13 protein-coding genes and 1 tRNA gene are annotated in these 16925 nt (G+C 51.4%); 9 read left to right on the top strand and 5 right to left on the bottom strand.

The window, feature by feature from the left end; all coding sequences use genetic code 11:
* The first annotated feature begins 234 nt into the window (after nucleotides 1-234).
* From DUT67_RS07160 to DUT67_RS07140, 5 genes are all read left to right on the top strand, one after another.
* The gene (locus tag DUT67_RS07160) at nucleotides 235-783 is read left to right on the top strand and encodes a spore coat U domain-containing protein (protein ID WP_113626658.1); all 549 of its coding nucleotides are present in this window, start codon (nucleotides 235-237) and stop codon (nucleotides 781-783) included.
* 177 nt (nucleotides 784-960) lie between these two features.
* Entirely contained in the window at nucleotides 961-1497 is a 537-nt protein-coding gene (locus tag DUT67_RS07155) for a spore coat U domain-containing protein (protein WP_113632245.1), read from the top strand.
* A gap of 34 nt (nucleotides 1498-1531) precedes the next feature.
* On the top strand, nucleotides 1532-2305 hold the full coding sequence (locus DUT67_RS07150; RefSeq protein ID WP_113626659.1) for a molecular chaperone: 774 nt from the start codon (nucleotides 1532-1534) through the stop codon (nucleotides 2303-2305).
* Between the two features lie 58 nt (nucleotides 2306-2363).
* Nucleotides 2364-4730, top strand: a complete 2367-nt coding sequence (locus DUT67_RS07145) for a fimbria/pilus outer membrane usher protein (RefSeq protein WP_113626557.1) — start codon at nucleotides 2364-2366, stop codon at nucleotides 4728-4730.
* A 4-nt stretch (nucleotides 4731-4734) separates the two neighbouring features.
* Nucleotides 4735-5745, top strand: a complete 1011-nt coding sequence (locus DUT67_RS07140; protein ID WP_113632246.1) for a spore coat U domain-containing protein — start codon at nucleotides 4735-4737, stop codon at nucleotides 5743-5745.
* Here DUT67_RS07140 and fadJ read toward each other — a convergent pair.
* From fadJ to DUT67_RS07125, 3 genes are all read right to left on the bottom strand, one after another.
* The gene (gene fadJ / locus DUT67_RS07135) at nucleotides 5738-7933 is read right to left on the bottom strand and encodes a fatty acid oxidation complex subunit alpha FadJ (RefSeq protein ID WP_113632247.1); all 2196 of its coding nucleotides are present in this window, start codon (nucleotides 7931-7933) and stop codon (nucleotides 5738-5740) included. The two genes, DUT67_RS07140 and fadJ, sit on opposite strands and share 8 nt — an antisense overlap.
* Entirely contained in the window at nucleotides 7930-9243 is a 1314-nt protein-coding gene (gene fadI, locus DUT67_RS07130) for an acetyl-CoA C-acyltransferase FadI (protein WP_048261205.1), read from the bottom strand. Before fadI ends, fadJ begins: the two co-directional genes overlap by 4 nt.
* Before the next feature lie 239 nt (nucleotides 9244-9482).
* Complete coding sequence (locus DUT67_RS07125) at nucleotides 9483-9779, bottom strand: YfcZ/YiiS family protein (protein WP_113632248.1); 297 nt, start codon at nucleotides 9777-9779, stop codon at nucleotides 9483-9485.
* Nucleotides 9780-10160: 381 nt separating this feature from the next.
* Here DUT67_RS07125 and fadL point away from each other — a divergent pair, with 381 nt between their 5' ends.
* On the top strand, nucleotides 10161-11462 hold the full coding sequence (fadL, locus tag DUT67_RS07120; protein ID WP_048261207.1) for a long-chain fatty acid transporter FadL: 1302 nt from the start codon (nucleotides 10161-10163) through the stop codon (nucleotides 11460-11462).
* A 132-nt stretch (nucleotides 11463-11594) separates the two neighbouring features.
* Here fadL and mqo read toward each other — a convergent pair whose 3' ends face one another.
* Nucleotides 11595-13178, bottom strand: coding sequence for a malate dehydrogenase (quinone) (mqo, locus tag DUT67_RS07115; RefSeq protein ID WP_048261209.1), 1584 nt, complete (start codon nucleotides 13176-13178; stop codon nucleotides 11595-11597).
* 362 nt (nucleotides 13179-13540) lie between these two features.
* The gene (gene mlaA, locus DUT67_RS07110) at nucleotides 13541-14302 is read right to left on the bottom strand and encodes a phospholipid-binding lipoprotein MlaA (RefSeq protein WP_113632249.1); all 762 of its coding nucleotides are present in this window, start codon (nucleotides 14300-14302) and stop codon (nucleotides 13541-13543) included.
* Nucleotides 14303-14843: 541 nt separating this feature from the next.
* Here mlaA and DUT67_RS07105 point away from each other — a divergent pair.
* The 3 genes from DUT67_RS07105 to DUT67_RS07095 all read left to right on the top strand — a co-directional run bounded on the left by DUT67_RS07105 (nucleotide 14844) and on the right by DUT67_RS07095 (nucleotide 16920).
* Nucleotides 14844-15782 carry a formate/nitrite transporter family protein gene (locus DUT67_RS07105; RefSeq protein ID WP_113632250.1) on the top strand — a complete coding sequence of 313 codons (939 nt, stop codon included), beginning with the start codon at nucleotides 14844-14846 and terminating at the stop codon, nucleotides 15780-15782.
* Between the two features lie 76 nt (nucleotides 15783-15858).
* Nucleotides 15859-15933: transfer RNA gene (locus DUT67_RS07100), tRNA-Arg, on the top strand.
* A 537-nt stretch (nucleotides 15934-16470) separates the two neighbouring features.
* Nucleotides 16471-16920, top strand: coding sequence for an N-acetyltransferase (locus DUT67_RS07095; RefSeq protein ID WP_113632252.1), 450 nt, complete (start codon nucleotides 16471-16473; stop codon nucleotides 16918-16920).
* Nucleotides 16921-16925 lie beyond the last annotated feature (5 nt).

Here is a 16925-nt window from a genome sequence, read left to right as displayed (position 1 = left end):
GACATTTTTGTGTCAGTGGTTCCGGTAATTAGGAAAGAGAATAAACATTTTATCTTTTCCCGAACGGTTAATCCATGCCATATAAATAGCCGTACTGATTAAAACGGCTTGTTATGATTTCTTTTGTAATAGTCACTCGTAACGAGCAGTTTTCGCGAGAATCAATACACTTTCGTGAAAACACTTTCGATGAAAATATGTGAGATGCATACAGATGCATATAAAGGAATCGTTATGAATTCTAAACGTATAACATTACCTATTCTGGCTACACTATTCACCACATTCGGCCTTTCTCCCACAGCCAGCAGCGTGACGATTAATGGTCAGATCCCCGTATCACTGGTTATTACTGCCGCCTGCACGGTCAACAATGGGGGTGGAGCCGGAACCACATGGGGAACAATCAGTTTTGGCTCCCATTCCGATCTGACGGCCAACATTGACGGTCTGGTCACCGGCGCCGGTGGCAACGGGATTACGGTCAGTTGCTCTGTCGGCACACCGGCAACATTGCGCATTGGCGCGGGTGCGAACGATACCGCATCGTTACGCAGACTCGCACCGGGTACAGGGACCTATAACGTACCTTATCGTCTATACAGTGACTCAACACGTACCACCGAGATACCACTCAATAGTGGAAGTGGTATTGCCATTACTGCAACGGGCAACCCGCAGTTGGTTCCGGTTTACGCACGTATCCTGCCAGCAGATCAAACCGTTCTATCACCGACAGCGGGCACTTATACCGACACTGTCACTGCAACGATCGAATGGTAATTTTTTACAGGCTGGCATGCTCGCATGTCGGCCTTTTTAGGGTCGCTGACCCACAAGAAAAGGAGTCGTTATGTCACTACATCTCATACACGGTGCCGTGTTTACTGCCTACTCCCTGCAGGCGACTCCGAATATGTCCCATACCGCGGTTCAGGCTAAGTAGCCATCGGTATCGCGATGCGTTCTCCGTCAGCATTAATTTCATCACTCATGCTGTTTGGCACCCTTGTCCCTACGGTGACGATGGCGCTCACGGTCAGCAGCACATTCGATGTCACAGCAACGATACAAAAGGGCTGTGTGTTTGGCACCAGCACGGCAAGCAGTCAACCCAATATGGGTACGCTTAATTTCGGGACGCGCAGCGCCACCGCGACCAACGTGGATGTTGCCAGCGCAAGCGGAGGCGGATCGATTATCGCCACCTGCACACCTGGCATTAACGCCACCATTGAGCTGGACTACGGTGCCAATGGCGGCAGCAGTGCACAGCGTTATCTGAAAAATGCGGCAGGAACGCGGCTGTTGGCCTACCAGCTTTACCGCGATGCCGCCCGCACGCAGGTATGGGGAACGGGAGGTCTGGCGCTCAGTATCGTCTCTTTTCCGACTACTACTCAGACTTACACCGTTTATGCCCGCTATTTTGGCGGCACGCCTCTGCCTCCAGCGGGGATTTATACCGATAACGTGACCGTCAGCCTGACTTATTAAAATAAAACGGGATAAATACAGGATGAAAAGGAAAATAACGTTTTTTATTCGGGCAATGGTCTTTTTGTTAAGTGGTATCAGCTTATCTTGCTTTGCCGCCAGTTCTATTCTCGTTTGGCCGATTTATCAGGTCATTGAATCAGATGAGAACAGTTCAGCGCTATGGTTGGAAAACAAAGGTACCGCGCCCGTCGGTTTACAAATCCGCATCATGTCCTGGAAGCAAATAGACTTTCAGGATCGTTATGCCGAACAAAGTAACGTGATTGCCACACCGCCGTTCATGACGCTGGAACCAGGTAAGCGCAATATGGTACGCCTGATTCGCGTCAACCCAGCCCCCGCTAATACTGAGCAAGCTTACCGCATCATCGTTGATGAGATTTCCACCCCCTACCAACAAGATACCCCGCAGATGGGGCTGCAATTTCAGATGCGTTATCTACTGCCCTTGTTCCTTGATGGTCAAGGCGTCTGGACACATACTCGCCCCGATAAACGACGCACCAACACCGAACCAACGCTGCCCGTGCTCAGTTGGCGAGTCAGCGCAGTTGGCGGGAAAAACTATCTTTATGTCCGTAACCGAGGCGTAGTACATGCCCGCCTGAGTAACGTCTATTGGTCCGCCGACCAAAGTGGGAAAGGGAGTCGGACAACGTTAACTAACGGCTTTTTAGGCTATGTGTTACCAGGGCAAGAGATGCGCTGGCCACTGCCCGCAGGCGTGTCCACACCGGGTGCGGCGATGCAGCTCTTCACCCACCTGATCGACATCACCGATCCCATATTGATTAAACGCGAATGATGGAGCGGTTAACGACAGAGGCGTGTTTATTGACAGTGCAGTCATGGTGAGGTCAGGCATGAAGATCAACGCAGGTGTCTTGCCCCTGCTCATGTATGCCCCATTTGCGCTGCTGTATTCTGCGACGATTTTCGCGGAAGACTATACCGATCTTCCCGCCCCTCCCCGCGCCATGCCCTCGGTCAGTGAATCCGTTTACTATTTAACGCTTTCTGTTAACGGGCAGAGTGATAACGCGGTTGTCCCTGTCACCTATCGTGCAGGAAACTATTATGTGGATGCAGCAACGCTGCGTTCAAATCACATCCGCCTACCGGACCAAAGCACGGGGCTCGTCAATGTCAGCGCGCTGCCAGAGGTTACCGCCGATTACGATCAGGCCATACAGCAGCTAAAGCTCACCGTGCCCATGCCCTGGCTACCCGAGCAATCCGTTGAAGGCGGAGGGCAAGACATGGCACGTTTCCCAGCCCGCAGCAGTCCTGGTTTATTGTTCAACTATAACCTGTATTACACCTCACCCCGCGGCAATTCGGATTCACTCAACAGTTGGATGGAGCAGCGCTTTTTTAGCCCCTACGGAACCTTATCCAATACGGGCGTCTACTATTTTACCTCGGGTAGCAATACTTCTCAGCAAGATGGCTATCGGCGTTTCGATACCTATTGGCGCTACAACGATAACGACCGCATGATCACTTATCAGGTTGGCGATCTGATTAGCAACTCTCTGACGTGGAGCAACTCAGTGCGTATGGGCGGCCTGCGCATCGCTCGCAATTTCGGCCTTCGCCCAGACATTGTGACCTATCCGATGTTGCAATATACCGGCACGGCCGCCGTCCCCAGCACGCTGGATCTGTTTATCAACGGCTATAAAGCGAACAGCACCAACCTGAATGCAGGCCCTTTCACTCTCACGAATACGCCTTATCTGAACGGTGCAGGGGAAGCGACCGTCATTACTACGGACGCTCAGGGGCGGCAGATTTCCACCACGATCCCTTTTTACGTCTCCAACGTATTGCTGAGAGAGGGATTAAGCGATTTCGATCTGTCCGTTGGCGTTTTACGTCAGGACTATGCCATACAGAATAATTCCTATACTGACGATCCGGCCGTCAGTGGCATCTATCGATACGGGTTGACCAATAAGCTGACGGTGTCGGCGCATGGCGAAGCCGTGAAGGATTTGTATCTGCTTGGCGCAGGGGCGGATTTTACCCTAGGGCGCTGGGGAACACTGAGTTCGTCCTACAGTCAGAGCGAAAAAGAAACCACCGGACACCAATACACCGCAGGCTACTCCTACTACACCTCTGCATTCGGCCTGAGCGTTCAACATGCCAAACGCAGTGAAGAATACCGCGATTTAACGGCCGCGCTCACGGAAGGCCGCCTCAGTCGGGAAAGCAATCAGGCAACGATCAGCAGCCAAATCTTCGGTGAAGGCAATGGTTCGTTCGGCGTGGGTTATTTCGATATTCGTGCCTACGATTCAACTCGAACCCGGCTGCTGAATCTCTCTTTCAGTCGACAGATCTGGCAAGGCAGTTCTATCTACCTCGCCTTTAACAAAGCGCTGGGGGAGAACGGCTACAGCGCCCAACTCCAGTTTGTGATGCCTTTTGGTAACAACGGCAACGTCAATGCCGGTGTTCAGCGCGACAACAATGGCGATTACTCCCCGCGTGTCGGAGTGAACCGTACCGCGCCGACAGAAGGCGGATTCGGCTGGAACGCCGCATACGGTGCGGGCAAAAATCCTTATCATCAAGGCTCTCTGAACTGGCGCGGCCCCTATGCCATGCTAGCTGGCGGAGCCTATGGCAATGAAGGGAGTACGACACAGTGGGGTGAACTGAGCGGTTCACTGATCTACATGAACGGGGGACTTTTCCCCAGTAACCGCATCAACGACGCCTTTATTGTTGTCGATACCGAGGGATACCCCGACGTACCGGTAAAATATGAAAATCAGTTGGTGGGGAAAACCAATAAACGCGGCCATTTACTCGTACCGTGGGTCGTGTCCAATTACCCCGCGAAAGTGGAAATCGATACGTTACAACTGCCAGCCAATGTCACTACCCCACAGGTGGAATCACGCGTGGCGGTAAAAGAAGGCAGCGGCACTGTCGTAAAATTCCCTGTTCATGCCGTGCGATCCGCCAACATCCGATTGCGCAATACGGATGGTAACCCGCTCACCATTGGCACCTGGATAACAGACGAAACCAGCGGCGACACCACGATAAGCGGTTACGATGGCCTTGCTTACTTCGCCAATCTGGGAACCTCTAACCGCTTACGCTTTAAACAAGAAGATGGACGGCTTTGCCGCGTGGCGTTCTCACTGCCAGAATCACAGACCATGATGGCAACCATCGGCCCGCTTACCTGCCAGACTGACTCAAAAGGATAAAACGATGCTGACCCCGATACCGCAGATCCAGCAACTCTTCGCCACCAATCGGCGGGCCGCCCGTTGGCTACATTTGGCCTTCCTGCTGATGGGGTTGTATTACGCGCCTTTTAGCTATGCAGCCTGTACAACGCCGCCCAGTAATACCCCGTTGGGGCCTTATGGCTCTTCAGTGGTCGGCGTTAACGGTACGCCACAGATCGTGGCATCGGGAAGTGGGTTTCGCTGCACGGGGAGTGTGTTGAGTTTAGCCAGTACCAATACCATCACCGCCACAATACAGAGTGATAGCAACCCCAGCGGCACCACCATGCGGATGCGCCGGGGGACAAGTACAGACTATGTTCCCTACAGCCTGTGCATGGATTCTGGCTGCGGTACACTCTATAACATCAACTCAACCTACACGTGGACTCGGACGACCTTTCTGGACATATTGGGCCTGTTCAACTCCACTGACGGCACGATGCCGATCTATATCCGCACCAGTATAGGCAACAACATTTCCGCGGGGACTTACACCGACACAGTGACCATCAAATGGGATTACCGACTTTGTGCGCTGGGTGCATTAGGCCTCTGCGTTTACGATGAAGGATCAACGACCTCAACTCTCAATATCACCATGACCATCACCAATGATTGCCAGATCACCAGCGCGCCGAATATCAGCTTTGGTGTTGCGGCGTTTCCTGCAGATTTCGCGGCGGTCAATAATAGCCTTGGCGTTCGCTGTACGCTATTGGGTGCGTATACCGTCAAACTCGTCAGTAACCATCCCGACGATGCCAACTGGCGCAGAATGACGGCAACCGTTAACAGTACGTCTTACTACTTGCAATACCAGCTCTACCGTACCGGAAACGTCGCCTGGACCGAGACTAACGATTATAGCGGAGCGGGAACGGGGATTACGCAGAGTATCCCGTACACCGCCCGCATTAACGCCAGCCAGGCCAGTAAACCGGAGGGCGCATATAAAGATACCGTCACGATTAACGTCACGATCAACTAGTGCTACTGTCTTCATCGGCTGGCGGATAGAACGTCCGCTGGCCTTCCCGCATCGTGAGCAAACGTTCGCAGGGTGCGAACCGATCGCCATACTGTTGTTGCAGTACCAATAGCGTCTTCACTACCGTTTCCATCCCCAGACGATCCATATAGTGGAATGGGCCGCCGAGGAAAGGTGGGAAGCCAATACCAAATACTGCGCCGATATCACCGTCACGAGCGCATTGAATCACGCCTTCATCCAGACAACGCGCCGCCTCATTCAACATCATCATCACGGCACGCTGGCTGATTAATGCAGGATCGAGATGCGCCTTCGGCGTCACATCCAACAGCGGATAAACCGAGCTGTCGACTTCTTTCCCCGTGTGCCAGAAACGGCGCGTTTTATTGTATCGGTAGAATCCTTTGCCATTCTTGCGCCCTTTACGCCCGTCTTTCAGGATCGCATCAAACGCTGGCGGGGAGGTAAAGCGATCGCCGAGTTCTTCACTCAGTACCGGAACAATTTTGGTCGCGACATCAATACCGACTTCATCCAGCAGCGCGAGCGGGCCAACGGGGAAGCCAAAACGCACCAGCGCAGAGTCAATCGATTCAATCGGCTCCCCTTCCAGCAGGCAGTAAGCCGCTTCGTTGATGTAAGGCGCCAATATGCGATTCACATAGAAACCCGCGCTGTCGCTCACGACGATCGCAATTTTCCCCTGCTTTCTCGCTAGGGAAACCGTCGTCGCAACCGTCTCCGCGCTGGTGTGCGCATGGGGAATGACCTCTACCAACGGCATTTTATCTACCGGGCTAAAATAGTGCAGACCAACAATCTGCTGGGGATGGCGCGCGCCCTCCGCGATCTGATGGATCGGCAACGAGGAGGTATTTGACGCGAAAATAGTGTGCGGCGCGGCATGATCTTCAATCTCCGCCACCATCTGCCGCTTCAGCGCCAGATCTTCAAAAACCGCTTCAATGACGATATCCGCATGTTCAAAACCACGATAGTCCGTACTGCCAGAAATCAACGTCATCAAGCGCTGGCGCTCCGTCGGCTTCATTCGTTTGCTCTGAACACGCTTGGTCAGCAATTGCCAGTTGTACTTCAACGCATGGTTAATGCCCTGCTCATTGATATCTTTAATACGAACGGGCAACTGCCCGCGCGTCGCAGTGACACTGGCGATTCCCCCTCCCATCAACCCGCCACCGAGAATGCCAACACGATGGATCGGCTTCGCGTCAGAGGATGCGCCGGAAGTTTTCTTTAACGCATTCGAGGCAAAGAACAGGTGGCGTAGTGCGGCAGATTCCGGCGTCATCACCAGCTTACCGAACGCTCGCGCCTCCTGCCGATACCCGTCCTCACGGCCTTTCTCTATTCCTCGGCGTACCACCTGAATGATCTTTTCAGTGGCAGGATAGTTGCCATGTGTTTTCGCGCGGGTCTTGCGTTTCACCATTTTGAAAAGCAAATGGCGAATGCCTGGGCTACTCAGCAGACGCGAACGCCAGCCCAACGGCACCACCTTCCTTTTGCCTTTTTTGAGAATCTCGACTGCCGTATCGAGCAGGATATCGTGTGGAACTGCCTCATCCACCAGCCCTTGCCGCAGCGCCTGACTCGCACGGAGATGGCGACCAGTCAGAATGAGATCCAGCGCGCTATCCAGACCAATCAAGCGTGGCAAACGCTGCGTTCCTCCTGAACCAGGAAGGAGGCCAAGCTGCACTTCCGGTAGCCCCAGCACCGTCTTATCATCCAGCGAGCAAACGCGATAGTCGCAGGCTAATGCCAGCTCCAACCCACCGCCCAAACAGGCACCGTGAATCGCAGCCACCACGGGGAAAGGCAGCGCGGCAATCTGATCAAACGTTTCCTGCCCTTGCTTCGCCAGATTTTCGGCCTGCTCGGCGCTACTGCACTGGTTCAACATGGTGATATCCGCCCCAGCGATAAACGAATCAGGCTTGGCGGAAATAAAAATTAGCCCTCTGAGCGTCGCATGCTGCCGCGCCAGCTCGAAGACCGAGAGAATTTGTTCTGCAAATTCACTTTTTAGCGTGTTCACCTTCTCGCCGGGGACATCAATACTGATCACACCGATGTTGTCCGGCCGGATTGTGAGGGAAAATGCAGACGGGCTTTCCGTTGTAGGTGATGCTGTAACGGAGAAAGGCTGTTGATCGTTCATGGCGTCACCTCCAGTACCATCGCCGCGCCCAACCCGCCCGCCGCGCAGGCGGTGGTTAACCCCAGCCCGCCACCGCGACGGCGCAGTTCATTCAGCGTTTGAGTAATCATCCTCGCGCCAGTGGCGGCAAAAGGATGCCCATAGGCAATGGAGCCACCCAGCACGTTGAATTTGGCACGATCCACCTCGCCCAGCGCAGCGTTTCTGCCCAATTGATTCCGAGCAAACTCATCGCTGGCAAACAGCTTCAGATTTGCCAGCGTCTGGGCGGCAAAGGCTTCGTGCATGTCAATTAACGTTAGATCAGCCAACGTCACACCGGCCCTTGCCAGCGCAAGTGGAGAAGCATATGCCGGCCCCAGCAACATATCTCGCTGCACACCGATGGCGCTGAATGCATAGCTGCGCAGATAGCCTAGTGGCGTAAGTCCCAGACTTTTGGCCTTGGATTCACTCATCATCAAGACTGCTGCCGCACCATCCGTTAGCGGTGTGCTATTCGCCGCCGTTACCGTACCGTGCCGACGATCGAACGCCGGACGTAAGCGGGAATACTGCTCTATGGCGGAGTCATGACGCACGTTGTTATCTTCACTCAGTGCCTTCTCATAAGGAGGAACGTAAGCCGTCATCACTTCATCCCGCAGCACGCCAGATTCCCAGGCCTGTGCTGCCAGTTTGTGCGAACGATGTGCCAGTTCATCCTGTTCTTGACGCGTGATGCCGTAAGTTTTTGCCATCTGTTCTGCGGTATCGCCCATACGCAGCCCGGTGGAATACTCCGCTACGGCGGGCGCAACCGGGAGCAAGTCTTTTGGACGCAGGCCGCTTAACAGCTTCAACTTCTGGCCCAACGTTCGAGCCTTATTCATATCCACCAGCGTTCTGGCCAGCGCTTTACTGACCCCAATCGGTAGCACCGAAGAGGAATCCGCGCCCCCGGCAATACCGACTTCCACCGTCCCCGCCATAATGCTTTCCGCCACATTAGCGACAGCCTGAAAGCTGGTAGCACAGGCGCGGGAAACACTATACGCATCGGTATGCACGCTCATGCCCGTGCCGAGCACGATCTCTCTGGCGATATTCGGCGCTTCAGGCATTTGGACCACCTGCCCGAACACCAATAGCTCGATCAGCTCAGGATCGATACCCGTTCGAACCAGTAACTCACTGGTGACAAGCTTCCCTAATTCGATGGCAGGTACGCCATGATAGGCCGTTGCCTGCCGGGCAAATGGGGTGCGTAATCCGCTCACGAACGCAATGCGATCGCCACGGCGGGTTATCAGAGGTAATACCTCGCTCATAAACGCTCCTGTTAACCGAAAATAAAGTACGCGCACAACAGGTCAGACCTGATTTCATTGTTAACCAGATAGTTACATTACGCAAAGCCACGCAACATAAAAGTGTGAAGAGCATGCCAGTAGCGGCGAACAAAGATGAAGAAACGGCAAAAAGAGAAGAGAAAAAAGAGGTCAGGCGATACGCTAGGGAAAGGAAGCAATAAACAGGAGCCGCGAAAGGGCTCCTGCTAACACAAAAATTAACGCAGGCCGAGCTGGAAAATCATCGTTTCAGCCTGACAGCTGAACGTAAAATTAATGTCCAGCTTAACGCCGCCGTCTACGTCTTCCAACGTGCTGGTGATTTCGCAAGGTTCAGACTCTACCGCTCGCGCTTTTTCCGTCAGGGCCGCTAATGTCGCTTCCGCGTCAGAACGATCGCCGAACACTTTGCTGTAAGATGCGGTGCAATCCGTGTTATCCATGATTGTGCCGACATCGACACAGCAGCAGGCTGCGGTTTCTTCAGCACTGCATTTGTTGATTACGTTCGTCATGATGCTTTCCTCTTAAAACGCGGGAGATATGATCCAGTTCAAAAATTTTTATCTTCCTTACATTTTACTCCCTCACCCCAAAGCAGTACCAGCACTTCATGCCAACCGGTAATTTTAGTGATATCAGTCACATTAAGGTGTTATCGGGCAGTGAAAGCTGAGTAATATTTCCTCACACAAATTAACCAAAACGTTAAGCAGATCTAAATTTTGCATCATTTTGGAAATATTTTGAACACACCGACGCAACATTATCGTATTCCCAACTTATACTTTGCCAACTGGTCTGATTTGTCAGGCTGAGTGCGCCCCCTACAATGCGCGTCCCTTGTTACTCCGTGTAACAAAGTTAAATAACAAGCATATAAAGAGGTTTTGGTCATGAGCCAGAAAAACCTGTTCAAACAATCCACAATTGCTGTTGCGGTGGCCCTGTTTTCAGCAAATGTGTCCGCGGCTGGTTTCCAGCTTAATGAATACTCATCATCTGGTCTGGGACGCGCGTTTTCTGGTGAAGGTGCAGTAGCCGACAATGCGACCTCTGGCAGCCGTAACCCGGCGACCATGACCATGTTTGACCGCCCATCGTTCTCCGGTGGTGTTACCTATATCAATCCAGATATTGATGTTCAGGGGAAAAATTCCCTGACAGGACAAGATACCAGCGCCAAAAATATTGCACCGCACGCCTGGGTGCCGAACCTGCATTTCATCATGCCACTGAATGAGCAGTGGGCGGTTGGCGCATCTGCCACCACTAACTATGGTCTGGCGACTAAATTTAATGATAACTATGCAGCAGGTTCTATCGGCGGAGAAACCGACCTGTTGACGTCAAACCTGAACCTGAGCGCTGCGTATCGCCTGAATCAACATTTCAGTTTTGGTTTAGGGGTTAACGCGGTTTATGCCGATGCCAAGTTTATTCGGCGCGCTGGTGAACTGGCTAATGTTCCTGCCGGTGCGGGTGGCGCTCAGGGTGCCGTTGCTGGTCCATCTTCAGAGATGGCTCGTCTGGAAGGTAAAGAATGGGGATACGGCTGGAACGCTGGCATTCTGTATGAAGTGGATGAAAATAATCGCGTCGGCCTGACCTATCGTTCCAAAGTCGATATCGATTTCAATGGCGATTACAGTAACCAACGGTCCGCTGGACCTGGTGCCCTCAATGGTGCAACAGTACCAGGTCAATTAACACTCAATCTGCCAGAAATGTGGGAAGCGTCTGCCTACCACCGTGTAGCGCCGAAATGGGCAGTTCACTACAGCCTGACCTACACCAGTTGGAGCCATTTCCAGGAATTGAAAGCGACAGGTAACAGTGGTAACACGCTGTTCCAGAAAGAGGAAGGCTTCCGTGATGCCTACCGTATCGCACTCGGCACCACCTACTATCATGACGATAACTGGACGTTCCGTAGCGGTATCGCGTTTGATGATAGCCCGGTACCAGCTGATAGACGTTCTATCTCTATCCCCGATCAGGACCGTTTCTGGTTGAGCGCAGGCACTACCTACGCTTTCAATAAAGACGCGTCTGTTGATGTTGGCGTGTCTTATATGCATGGTAAGCAAGTTGATATCAGCGAACCTATCTCTGATAGAGCAGGTTCTCCAAGTTACAACTTCAGCTCTAAAGGTAAGGCCTGGCTGTACGGCGTGAACTTCAACTATGCGTTCTAAATAACCTACGGGTTTCTACATAAAAGCAGGTAAGGCAACTTACCTGCTTTTTTATTGCACTGTTCTACCAGGGCGAAGCAACAAAAAAGGCCGCTTTCGCGGCCTTACATCGTTCTTTCCGGTTAATACCGATTACTCAGGCTTAACCTCAATATAATCCAGCCCCAGCGTGCTGCTGGTGTAACTACGGATTTTATTGGTCATATCAATATTACCGTCCAACTTCTGACCATAAGACGGAACAATCTCTTTCAGCTTGCTCTGCCATTCCGGCGTCGCGACTTTATCTTTAAACACTTTTTCCAGCAGGCTCAGCATAATCGGCGCTGCGGTAGACGCACCCGGGGAAGCGCCCAGCAGCGCAGCAATCGAGCCATCCTGCGAACTGACGATCTCAGTACCCAGCTTCAGCACACCGCCCTTATCATCATCTTTCTTGATAACCTGAACACGCTGCCCTGCAACCGTCAGTCTCCAGTCTTCTTTCTTCGCATTTGGGAAGTATTCCTGCAACGAAGCGAAACGATCGTCGTCATCCATCATGACCTGACCGACCAGATATTTCACCAGGTCGAAGTTATCCAGACCGACGTGCGTCATTGGCATCACGTTGGAGAAGGTCACGGAACCGATCAGATCCCACAGCGAACCATTCTTCAGGAACTTGCTGGAGAAGGTGGCAAACGGCCCGAACAACAGGACTGGCTTGCCGTCAAAAATACGGGTGTCTAGATGCGGAACGGACATCGGTGGCGCACCTACAGAGGCTTTGCCATACACTTTTGCCATGTGGCGTTTCACGATTTCCGGGTTTTCTGTCACCAGGAATTCGCCGCCAACCGGGAAGCCACCGTACAGATCGGCTTCAGGAATGCCGGATTTCTGCAATAGTTGCAGTGCCGCCCCACCCGCACCAATAAAGACGAACTTCGCCTTAATCACGCTCTCTTTTTCACCGTTCTTCAGATCGGCGTAAGTCACGCTCCAGGTGTTGTCCGCATTACGTTTGATATCACGGACTTCTGAATTCAAGTGCAGCGCAAAGTTGGACTTGGTTTTCATCGCGCCAACCAGCTGACGTGTGATTTCACCGTAGTTCACGTCGGTACCGATAGGCATACGGGTGGCGGCAATCTTCTGAGCTGGATCGCGACCTTCCATCACCAACGGAACCCACTCTTTGATCGTATTCGGATCGTCAGAGAACTCCATGCCACGGTACAGCGTACTGTGCTGCATCGCATCATAACGATGCTTCAGGAAGGCGGTGTTTTCATCGCCCCAGACAAAGCTGATATGCGGCACACTGTTAATGAAAGCGTGCGGATTATTCAGCACGCCGTTTTTCACCTGATAGGACCAAAACTGGCGCGAAATTTCAAACGCTTCGGTGATTTCCAGCGCTTTGCTGATATTGATTGGGCCGTCGGGGTTATCCGGCGTGTAATTGAGTTCCATGAAGGCAGAGTGCCCCGTACCGGCATTATTCCAGCCGTTAGAGCTCTCTTCCGCCACGTTATCCATACGCTCAACCATATCGATAGACCAGTCTGGTTGCAGCTCCTGTAAATACACGCCAAGCGTAGAGCTCATAATGCCCCCGCCGATCAGTACCACATCCGTTGTCTTCTCTGTCGTTTTAGCATCTTCAGCCATCGCCAGTGGGGCGCTAACCACCACGCTGAGGCAGAAGAACATAGCAAGTAGTTTTTTCATGCTTATATCTCTATTTTTATAAGTGCAGGTAAATAGAATTCCAGGCATTCATTAACACGCGGGCGCACCACTATGAGTAAAAAGCATCGTTGTTATGACCCTTTTGTTAATCACTTTGCTAACAAAAAAATCAGCACGCTGACACATTTCAGCCATGATGATCATCCGTACCGGTTAATGACGTTACATTATTGTTATCTGACGGGAGGAAATAAATTTTAGTAAGTAAATAAATGAACAACAAAGTAATAACTTTTAAGAAACAAACCACAGAATCATCATGGTAAAACTAAGTTTAGCCGTATTTTATAAAAACAAAAGGCACCCGCAGGTGCCTTTGAAATGCGTGACAATATACAACACTATTTCGCTGAATCGATCTCGTCGAGCGAGTCTTCAATCGCGGCAGCATTCGGATTCTGCTGCGGGGTGATTTGCCCATCACTAGCGAGGAAATCGTGCCGCTGGAAATAGGCTTCACGTATCATCAGGTAAGGATCGGAAGAATTACGCAGTAAGCCATCGGAATCCAACAGCTGTGCTCGCGTTTCCAGCCCTTCGATAGCCCACTTGCCCGCTGACATCCAGAACGTCAGATAGCTCAGCATCGGATACAACGTATCCACTACGCCACCGCCATCTTCACGCGGTGTCACGCTACCGTAGCCAGGCACGACCAGATAAGGCCCGTACCCTACACCATAATTACCGAGCGTACTGCCAAAACGGCGAGACTCTTCTTTCGCCAGTTTAGGATTCGCCATCGATGCCACGTCAATCAGACCGCCCATCCCGAGCAAGGTATTCAGGAAGAAGCGGTTAAAGTGAATCATCGCTTTATACGGTTTACCTTCAACGAAGTAGTTCACCATCGTCGCAGGCTCTTCCAGGTTGCTGAAGAAGTTCCCCAGTCCGTTACGCGCGGGCGTCGGCACATAATCGCGCCAGGCAACAGCCGCCGGACGTACCACGTAAGGATCCAGCACGTCGTAGTTGAAGTTGAACATGGTACGGTTAAAGCCTTCAAGCGGATCAGAACGTCCTTCTTGAGCGCGATCCCCGGAACTGGCGCAGCCGATGAGTAACACGCTGGCAAACACCACCCCACTCAGGCGGTAATTCATATCTGTTCTCCCTGATTTATAGTGTGCTATACCCGTCATACTTCAAGCTGCACGTGCGTTGGCTGCGTTCACTCACCCGAATCACTTACTTGAGTAAGCTCATCGGGATTCCTTCACTTACCGCCTGCCCGCAACGCGAATTATTTAGGGTATATACCCGCGACCGAAAATGGGTATTCCAAGTATCAACTCCAGCCTATCAGGCTGAGCAACAAGGACGGGATATCGGCCAACAGTGTAACATTTTATTGATCTATCGCTACGTTGGCTTACGCATTACTACATTTTCAGAGGTTTGCCATTTTTTCTTATGGGGACAGCGCGCGCTGTCGTTACGAAACGCGATCCAGCGTGGGCAACAGCACGGTATTTTATTGTTCCTCTCACAGCATAGCACTGCCAGATTAAATCAGTGAGTCACGTGGTGGCATCCCATGTTGTAAAAACTGACTACGCTTATCATCGGGGTTGTCGTACTCACACCCGCAATTTCTGCGTCATTACCCAAGCGCCAATCAGCCCAATCGCCGAGAGGATCGCCATGAACCCATCTTCAAAATCCAGGCAGACCCGACAAGAGAAAGAAAACGACGTTGCGGTAGAGAGTGAAGAAAGCACGCAGGGAAAAGCGATCAATATTGACGAAGAACATTTACCCTCCCCTGCCGCCGCGATCCATGAAGAGATTCGTCAGGAAGGACAAAAGGAGCTGGAACGCGATGCGATGGCGTTATTGTGGTCGGCGATTGCGGCGGGAATCTCCATGGGAACATCATTTATGGCGGTCGGCATGCTCCACAACCATCTGGTTGGCGTGCCCGGCAGCTTTTTGTTGGAGTGCTTCGGTTACACCATCGGCTTTGTAATTGTCATTATGGCGCGCCAGCAACTGTTTACCGAAAACACGGTTACAGCGGTGCTTCCTATCATGCATAAGCCAACACGCAGCAATTTCTATCTGCTTGGTCGATTATGGTTCATCGTGCTGACAGGCAACCTGATCGGGACAGCCTTGGCTGCCCTCGCCTTCACCTATATGCCCGTTTTTGATGGTGAAACGCGGGAGGCGTTAGTCGACATCGCCATGAAGGTTATGAAGAACTCACCGACAGAGATGTTCGCCAATGCCGTTGTTTCTGGCTGGATTATTGCCACGATGGTCTGGATGCTGCCCCGTGCTTACTCTGCCAAACTGTGGATTATCATCATCATGACCTGGATGATTGCTTTCAGTGACCTCACCCACATCGTGGCTGGTGCCTCAGAAATTTTCTATCTTGCGTTTATTGGCCACATCCCCTGGCAGGCGTTCATCTGGCCGTTTGCCTTACCCACGCTGGCGGGGAATATTATCGGCGGCACTTTTATTTTCGCACTCATCAGCCATGCGCAAATTCGCAACGACATGAACGGTTCATCTCACGCCAAACGCCAAAAGGCGTATGAGCATGATGAAAAAGAACACCGACAGAAACGCTGATTGCCGACACTTTGAGCAAACGCGCCGTTAAGTGCTTATTCTCAGAGCAAAAATGCGTATAATGGCTGCGCTTCACGTCCCCGTAGTTAAACGGATATAACAAGCCCCTCCTAAGGGCTAGTTACTGGTTCGATTCCAGTCGGGGACACCATTCACACGTCTCGAAGTATTCAACAACCCCCTATTTTCCTTACTAAATCATAAAGTTAAGTGATATATATCGTCGGCTAAAAACGACGATGCTGTATCCACATCTGCATAAGAACGCCGCTTATCATCGAGTTGGACCGGGGAAATTATCGACGAGTCTAATTTTGAAGTCAGGGTGAAAGTCGACAATCTGAATCTTAAAATCAGGAAAGTTATCAACAATTTCCCATTTCCCTGCTCGGTTAGCGAACGCGGTAACTTTTTCTACTCTTAGGTGTTCGTGCGCGTTGACAATCTGTACCTTATAGTCTGGAAACGAATCAACAATTTGAATTCTTCCATAAACTTTAGATACATCGACAGCAAAGGAAAGTGGCGAGAAAAGAACAGCGCAACAGAGCAACGTTAACCCTAAAAACCTCATACTTACTTCCTTGATTTATCTGTATTCCTGAAGATTATTTGATGATAACTCTCTGATTTTGTCAATATGTAAGGGAATACTCACACAATGTTCATCTAGCGATACGGAGATTATATGGAATGGCGCGATATCACACTTCGTCTGGCTACGTCGGAGGATGAAGGATTCCTGTTCGAACTTCGCCGCGCGACGATGGATGAACATCTTCAAAAAGCTGGCGTTATTGCTGATGATTCGGCGCACTGGCAGCGAATCAAATATCATTATAACGACGCCTATATTGTGCTGATGGGATCTAAGCCTATTGGGTTATTCAAACAACACAAAGGCGTCAATGAGTGGGCCATTATACAAATCCAGATTTTGCCAACTTATCAAGGTCAGGGTATTGCAGAATGGCTATTAAACAGATTTTTGCAGCAGGCGGATGAAGCCAACGTCTCGGTTACTCTGAGTGTTTTAAAAGGCAACAGGGCAATAACGCTCTACCAACGCTTAGGTTTTAAGATCATTGATAGTACTGATAGTGAATTAAAGATGAAACGCAGCCAACGTTTACTATAATTTTA

It is taken from the genome of Pectobacterium peruviense (genome assembly GCF_003312355.2).
Classification (GTDB): domain Bacteria; phylum Pseudomonadota; class Gammaproteobacteria; order Enterobacterales; family Enterobacteriaceae; genus Pectobacterium; species Pectobacterium peruviense.
This window is presented reverse-complemented; position numbering and strand designations above follow the sequence as displayed.

Bases quoted from the DNA above. Each gene is read 5' to 3' on its own strand.
- mlaA (WP_113632249.1), bottom strand. From the start codon at position 14,302: ATGAATTACCGCCTGAGTGGGGTGGTGTTTGCCAGCGTGTTACTCATC.
- DUT67_RS07145 (WP_113626557.1), top strand. From the start codon at position 2,364: ATGAAGATCAACGCAGGTGTCTTGCCCCTGCTCATGTATGCCCCATTT.
- fadI (WP_048261205.1), bottom strand. From the start codon at position 9,243: ATGAGCGAGGTATTACCTCTGATAACCCGCCGTGGCGATCGCATTGCG.
- DUT67_RS07105 (WP_113632250.1), top strand. From the start codon at position 14,844: ATGAACCCATCTTCAAAATCCAGGCAGACCCGACAAGAGAAAGAAAAC.
- DUT67_RS07140 (WP_113632246.1), top strand. From the start codon at position 4,735: ATGCTGACCCCGATACCGCAGATCCAGCAACTCTTCGCCACCAATCGG.
- fadL (WP_048261207.1), top strand. From the start codon at position 10,161: ATGAGCCAGAAAAACCTGTTCAAACAATCCACAATTGCTGTTGCGGTG.
- DUT67_RS07160 (WP_113626658.1), top strand. From the start codon at position 235: ATGAATTCTAAACGTATAACATTACCTATTCTGGCTACACTATTCACC.
- fadJ (WP_113632247.1), bottom strand. From the start codon at position 7,933: ATGAACGATCAACAGCCTTTCTCCGTTACAGCATCACCTACAACGGAA.
- mqo (WP_048261209.1), bottom strand. From the start codon at position 13,178: ATGAAAAAACTACTTGCTATGTTCTTCTGCCTCAGCGTGGTGGTTAGC.
- DUT67_RS07155 (WP_113632245.1), top strand. From the start codon at position 961: ATGCGTTCTCCGTCAGCATTAATTTCATCACTCATGCTGTTTGGCACC.
- DUT67_RS07095 (WP_113632252.1), top strand. From the start codon at position 16,471: ATGGAATGGCGCGATATCACACTTCGTCTGGCTACGTCGGAGGATGAA.
- DUT67_RS07125 (WP_113632248.1), bottom strand. From the start codon at position 9,779: ATGACGAACGTAATCAACAAATGCAGTGCTGAAGAAACCGCAGCCTGC.